The organism is Streptomyces sp. A0958, assembly GCF_004795035.1.
GTDB lineage: Bacteria > Actinomycetota > Actinomycetes > Streptomycetales > Streptomycetaceae > Streptomyces.
Genome location: NZ_SSBK01000075.1, coordinates 1 through 5,574, shown reverse-complemented (window position 1 = coordinate 5,574; position 5,574 = coordinate 1). Strand labels below are relative to the sequence as shown.

Annotated in this window: 5 protein-coding genes; 1 reads left to right on the top strand and 4 read right to left on the bottom strand. The window is 70.0% G+C overall.

The genetic code is table 11. From position 1 onward, the window contains the following. The 4 genes from E6P78_RS32255 to E6P78_RS32235 form a co-directional block, all read right to left on the bottom strand. Positions 1-840, bottom strand: an 840-nt coding sequence (locus E6P78_RS32255; protein ID WP_240799465.1) for an AfsR/SARP family transcriptional regulator, incomplete at its 3' end; no start/stop codon positions are given. Positions 841-951: 111 nt separating this feature from the next. Then, positions 952-1,170 (bottom strand): DUF6458 family protein, encoded by a 219-nt coding sequence (locus E6P78_RS32250; RefSeq protein WP_136207172.1) that lies wholly within the window; start codon positions 1,168-1,170, stop codon positions 952-954. A 100-nt stretch (positions 1,171-1,270) separates the two neighbouring features. Beyond that, positions 1,271-2,569, bottom strand: a complete 1,299-nt coding sequence (locus E6P78_RS32245) for a M18 family aminopeptidase (RefSeq protein ID WP_136207171.1) — start codon at positions 2,567-2,569, stop codon at positions 1,271-1,273. A gap of 421 nt (positions 2,570-2,990) precedes the next feature. Next, on the bottom strand, positions 2,991-4,817 hold the full coding sequence (locus E6P78_RS32235) for an acyl-CoA dehydrogenase (protein WP_136207170.1): 1,827 nt from the start codon (positions 4,815-4,817) through the stop codon (positions 2,991-2,993). Positions 4,818-4,965: 148 nt separating this feature from the next. Here E6P78_RS32235 and E6P78_RS32230 point away from each other — a divergent pair, with 148 nt between their 5' ends. Further along, on the top strand, positions 4,966-5,406 hold the full coding sequence (locus E6P78_RS32230; protein ID WP_136207169.1) for an SseB family protein: 441 nt from the start codon (positions 4,966-4,968) through the stop codon (positions 5,404-5,406). The last annotated feature ends 168 nt before the right edge of the window (positions 5,407-5,574 follow it).

The following is a 5,574-nucleotide window of genomic DNA, read 5'->3' as shown; positions in this document are numbered from 1 at the left end:
CGGCGCCTGGGCCGGTGGCGCGTCGGTCGCGGCCCGGCCGCCGACGCTTCCGTGCGGGCCGGCCTCCGGGGCGCCGCCCCTGTGCGCACCCGCCCCCGCCGGCTCGCCGCGCAGGATCTGCGCGTACGCGTCGGCCAGTTCGCGGCCCGGGTCGATGCCCAGTTCGTCGGCGAGCAGTCGGCGGGTGCGGTGGAACCAGTCCAGCGCCTCGGACTGGCGCCCCGAGCGGTACAGCGCCGTCATCAGGCCCGCCGCCAGGGATTCCCGCATCGGGTGGGCGACGGCCTCGGTGCGCAGTACGGCCGCCGCCCGGTGGTGTTCGCCCAGGACGCCGTAGGCGTGCGCCAGTTGCTCGACCGTGGAGAGCCGGGACTCCTCCAGCGCGTGCGCGGCGGCCTGGAGCGGGGCGCTCGCGTAGGTGCCGGTGAGGGCGGGCCCCTGCCACAGCGACAGGGCCTCCTTCAGCATCAGCACCGTGTCGGCGGGGCTGCGCTGCTCCCGGGCCAGCATCAGCAGTTCCTCGAAGCGCTGGGAGTCCAGCAGCGTTTCCGGCACCCGCAGCACGTACGCGTCCCCGAGCGTCGCCAGCTCGACCCCGTACGCCTGTGCGTCCGAGCCCATCAGCAGGGCGCGCAGCCGGGAGACGTGGCCCTGGATGACCGTGCGGGCGTGCAGCGGTGGGGCGTCGTCCCACAGGCAGTCCGTCAGGCGCCCCATGGAAACCGGGGTGTTGGCGTGCAGCAGGAGGGCCGCGAGCAGGCTTCGGCGTTTGACGGGTCCGAGGGGCAGCGACCCGGTCAGCGTGTCGACGCAGACGGTGCCGAGCAGCCGGAACTCCACGAGCGGCTCCCCTTCCGGGTCTGACGCGCCCGGTGCCGGGTCACGGACAAGTGCCCAGAATATCGGGGATTCCGCAGGGGTGCTTCAGGGGTGCGGCCGGATCACGCCCGGTCACAGGCGCCGTTCGTCGTCGGACACGACCGTGGTGGTGGGCGGTACGAGCATGCGGCGGCGCCGCATGACGCTCGCGTAGACGAAGACGCCGATGACGCCGACGATCATCATGATCCAGCCGACCAGGTCGACGTTGACACTGTCCAGTTCCCAGTCGGTCGCGAAGGCGAGAATCGCTCCCGCGCCGATGAGGATGATGCATCCTCCGAGTCCCATGAGTTCCGCCTCCTCGACGGCCCGGAAGCTCCGGGCCGTGTACGGAGCGCGTACCCGGCCCGCCAACGAGCATGCGCGGCGGGGGGTTGGGGCGGAGGCGTCAGCCGGCCAGGAAGGCCACCAGCGCGTTCGCCAGCAGGTACGGGTCGTCGGCGCCGCACAGTTCGCGCGCGCTGTGCATCGACAGGATGGCGACGCCGATGTCGACGGTCCGGATGCCGTGCCGGGCCGCGGTGATCGGGCCGATCGTCGTGCCGCAGGGCATCGCGTTGTTGGAGACGAACGTCTGCCACGGCACGCCCGCCTTCTCGCAGGCCGCGGCGAACACGGAACGGCCGCTGCCGTCGGTCGCGTACCGCATGTTGACGTTGATCTTGAGGATCGGTCCGCCGTTGACGACCGGGTGGTGCGTGGGGTCGTGGCGCTCGGCGTAGTTGGGGTGGATCGCGTGGCCGGTGTCGGAGGAGAGGCAGACCGTGCCGGCGAAGGCGCGGGCGCGGTCCTCGTAACCGCCGCCGCGGGCGAAGACCGAGCGCTCAAGGACCGTGCCGAGCAGCGGTCCGTCCGCGCCCGTGTCGGACTGCGAGCCGTTCTCCTCGTGGTCGAAGGCGGCCATGACCGGGATGTACGGCAGCTCGGCGTCGGGCTGCCCGGCGACGGCGGCGAGCGCGGCGGTCGCCGCGTGCACCGAGAGCAGGTTGTCCATGCGGGGCCCGGCCACGAGTTCGCGGTCGCGGCCCAGGTAGGACGGCGGCTCGACGGGGTGCGGCATCAGGTCCCAGCCGGTGATGTCCTCGGCGTCGACGCCCGCCTCCTCGGCGACGAACCGGATGAGGTCGCCCTCCTCGACGTCCCCGAGCCCCCAGATGGGCTGCATGTGCTTCTGCCGGTCCAGCTTGAGCCCGTCGGTGTTGGCCGACCGGTCCAGGTGCACGGCGAGCTGCGGGACGCGCAGCAGCGGGCGGTCGACGGAGACGAGCCGGTCGGTGCCGTCGCGCAGCGAGATCCGGCCTGCGAGGCCGAGGTCGCGATCCAGCCAGGTGTTGAGGAGGGTGCCGCCGTAGATCTCCACGGCGATCTGCCGCCAGCCGTACGCGCCGGTGTCGGGCAGCGGCTTGACGCGGAGGTTGGGCGAGTCGGTGTGCGCGCCGACGATCCGGAACGCGGTGTGCGCCCCGGCGCCCTCCGGTACGTACCAGGCGACGATCGCGCCCCCGCGCAGGACGTACTTGCCGCCCGTGGTCCCGTCCCAGGCCGCGGTCTCCTCCACCTGCCTGAACCCGGCCTTCTCCAGCCGTGCGGCGGCGGCTGCCACTGCGTGGTACGGGGAGGGGGCGGCCATCAGGAAGGCCATCAGATCGTCGGTGTGGCCGCGGTCGAAGCGGGGGGAGGAACTCATGTTCTTCACTGTAGCCACGCCTGGCCGAAAGGATTCACCGTCGCCCCCGGGTTCCCGCGCCCTTTGTCCCGTCGCCCCGGGAATCCGGTGCCGCGGTCGACGGCCCGGCTCATCGACGAGGTCGGTTTCCGGCCAGCCGGTACGACGGCGCCGCCGCCCGGGAGCGTGTCCGGGCGGCGGCGCCGTCGACGATCGTGCCGTGACGTCCTAGGGCCTGTCTTCAAACTGCCGTCTGCCGGGCGACGCCATGCACGCACTCTCGCCGCACCGGTCCCAGACCCCGGTACGTCCAGTACAGGGGCCTGGGGCCGGCACGCCGAGGAGTGGGGTCTCCCCTGTTCGAGCGAAGCCGAGAACTTGGGGAAGCACCTGACGCCGCCCGGCCGCCCTTCGGGCGACGACGGCAGTTTGAAGACAGGCCCTAGAACGCGGCCTCGTCCAGGTCCATCAGGGAGTTGTCGACGGACTCGGCGAGGGCGCGCTCGGCGCCGACGCCCGGCAGGATGTTCGCGGCGAAGAACTTCGCGGCGGCGATCTTGCCCCGGTAGAAGGCGACGTCCTTCGCGGCGGCGGTCGGCAGCTTCTCGGCGGCCACGGCCGCGCCCTTGAGCAGCAGGTAGCCGACGACGACATCGCCGGAGGCCAGCAGCAGGCGGGTGGTGTTCAGACCCACCTTGTAGATGTTCTTGACGTCCTCGCCGGTGGCGGTGAGGTCGGTGATCATCGTGCCGACGATCGCCTCCAGGTCCACCGCGGCCTTCGCGAGGCTGTCCAGCGCACCGGCCAGCTCCTCGTTGTCCTGCGCGCCCGCGAGGAACTTCTTGATCTCCTCGGAGAGCGCGTTGAGCGAGGCGCCCTGGTCGCGGACGATCTTGCGGAAGAAGAAGTCCTGGCCCTGGATGGCCGTCGTGCCCTCGTACAGCGTGTCGATCTTGGCGTCACGGATGTACTGCTCGATCGGGTACTCCTGGAGGTACCCGGAGCCGCCGAACGTCTGGAGCGACTGGGCCAGCTGCTCGTACGACTTCTCGGAGCCGTAGCCCTTCACGATCGGGAGCAGCAGGTCGTTGAGGCCGTGCAGCGCCTTGGCGTCCTCGCCCGCGGCCTCCTTCTCCTGGATCGCGTCCTGGACGGAGGCGGTGTAGAGGACGAGGGCGCGCATGCCCTCGGCGTACGCCTTCTGCGTCATGAGCGAGCGGCGCACGTCGGGGTGGTGCGTGATGGTGACCTTGGGCGCCGTCTTGTTCATGAACTGCGACAGGTCGGTGCCCTGGACGCGCTCCTTGGCGTACTCCAGCGCGTTGAGGTAGCCCGTGGAGAGCGTGGCGATGGCCTTCGTGCCGACCATCATGCGGGCGAACTCGATGATGCGGAACATCTGGCGGATGCCGTCGTGCTTGTCGCCGATGAGCCAGCCCTTGGCGGGGTGGCGGTCGCCGAACGTCATCTCGCAGGTGTTGGAAGCCTTGAGGCCCATCTTGTGCTCGACGTTCGTCGCGTACACGCCGTTGCGCTCGCCCAGCTCGCCGGTGGTCCAGTCGAAGTGGTACTTCGGGACGAGGAAGAGCGAGAGGCCCTTGGTGCCGGGGCCCGCGCCCTCGGGGCGGGCCAGCACGTAGTGGAGGATGTTCTCGGACATGTCGTGCTCGCCCGAGGTGATGAAGCGCTTCACGCCCTCGATGTGCCAGGAGCCGTCCTTCTGCTCGACGGCCTTCGTGCGGCCGGCGCCGACGTCGGAGCCGGCGTCCGGCTCGGTCAGCACCATCGTCGAGCCCCACTGCTTCTCGACGGCGATCTCGGCGATCTTCTTCTGCGCCTCGTTGCCCTCCTCGAAGAGGATGCCGGCGAACGCCGGGCCCGAGGAGTACATCCAGACGGCCGGGTTGGCGCCGAGCAGCAGCTCCGCGTAGCCCCAGATCAGGGAGCGCGGCGAGGTGGTGCCGCCGATCTCCTCGGGCAGGCCCAGGCGCCAGTACTCGGAGTCCATGAAGGCCTGGTACGACTTCCTGAACGTGTCGGGGACCGGTGCGGTGTTGGTCTCCGGGTCGAAGACCGGCGGGTTGCGGTCGGCGTCGGCGTAGGAGTCGGCGAGCTCGTTCTCCGCGAGGCGGGCGACCTCGTCGAGGATGCTCTTCGCGGTCTCGACGTCCATCTCCGCGAACGGTCCGGTGCCGTACAGCTTGTCGCGCCCGAGGACCTCGAAGAGGTTGAACTCGATGTCGCGGAGATTCGACTTGTAGTGCCCCATGGGAAGGCTCCGTAATCAATAGCAGTGGCGCGCAGCGCCCCGTGGAGGGGTGGCCCGGACGTATCAGCTGACCCTTACGATGATGCTACCCGCCAGTAATAAGGCGCAACCCCCCGAGCCGCAGATGTGGCCGATTACTCTTTGTCCCATGTACGGCTACGACCAGAACCAGGGCGCGCAGCAGCCTATGGGGGGCGGCTACGGCGAGCAGCCGCTGTACCCCGAACCCTCGCCGCCCTCGCTGGGCGACGCGGTACGGGCGTTCACGACCGGCTCGCTGTCCGCCGAGGACTTCCAGCAGATCTTCGCGACGTCGAAGGTCTACTGCCCGCGCGGCGACAACCCCGGCTTCCTCGCGCTGCACAACACCCAGCAGCCCGTGATCCCGATGTTCACCACGCTCAAGGAGCTGCGGCTGTACGCGGGCAAGGAGTCCAAGTACTTCGTGATCACCGGCGCCGAGGTGATCGACCTGCTGCCCACCGGCTACGGCTTCGTCCTGGACATGGAGGGCGAGCACCGGATGGTCTTCGACGCCAAGGCCGTCGAGCAGATGGTCGACTTCGCGATGCGCCGCATGTACGGCTGATCCGCCGGACCGCGGTCTTCCGGAAGGGGCCCGTACCGCTCTCGGACGCTGTTGGTTAATTCGGGCCTGTGCGTGACGTCGGCTCCCAAGATCTGGTTGTGGTCTTGGGAGCCGGCGTTGTCGTATGGGGTGGGTGTCGATGTCTTTGCAGCCGAAGGGGCCGGGGGA

What these genes read in the sequence shown, in the direction of transcription:
- E6P78_RS32230 (WP_136207169.1), top strand. Translation starts at nt 4,966, where the DNA reads ATGTACGGCTACGACCAGAACCAGGGCGCGCAGCAGCCTATGGGGGGC.
- E6P78_RS32235 (WP_136207170.1), bottom strand. Translation starts at nt 4,817, where the DNA reads ATGGGGCACTACAAGTCGAATCTCCGCGACATCGAGTTCAACCTCTTC.
- E6P78_RS32245 (WP_136207171.1), bottom strand. Translation starts at nt 2,569, where the DNA reads ATGAGTTCCTCCCCCCGCTTCGACCGCGGCCACACCGACGATCTGATG.
- E6P78_RS32250 (WP_136207172.1), bottom strand. Translation starts at nt 1,170, where the DNA reads ATGGGACTCGGAGGATGCATCATCCTCATCGGCGCGGGAGCGATTCTC.